The organism is Mycobacterium sp. ABE4_509, assembly GCF_056160785.1.
On record NZ_JBSWXU010000352.1, the window covers coordinates 1 to 409 of the forward strand.

Genomic DNA, 409 nt, shown 5'->3' on the forward strand with positions numbered 1-409 from the left:
GTTGCGGATCACCTAGCGCAGCAGCGTAATTCGATACTCGCACTACTGCCCAACCTGGCACCGAGGTCAACGTCGAATAAGGGCTGCGCGGCAGCAGTGATTCCAGTGCGGTTTCTGCGGCGTGGATCTGGTCATCGAGATCGGCCAGCAACACCAGATCGGCAGCCAATATCCGGCGCGCGACAACCGCGTCGCGGGCCGCGGCGACCAGACGCTCAGCGACCGGGCGGCGCAGTTGCAGGTCGCGGGTCGCGGCGAAGCGGATCAGCCGGTTGACTCCGAGCCCGGCCAAACGCGCCGGGTCGGCGAACTCGGCGGCGACCAGCCGGCCGATCCTGGTACCCAGCACGTCGGGCAGAGCCAGGGTCAGTCCGGGAAACGACCGGTCCAGCTGGCCGAGCAGCTGATT

Annotated in this window: 1 pseudogene; it reads right to left on the bottom strand. The window is 67.2% G+C overall.

Annotation, left to right across the window (positions count from 1 at the left end):
- Positions 1–409: pseudogene (locus ACXAID_RS28440) on the bottom strand (IS110 family RNA-guided transposase); the annotation flags it as partial.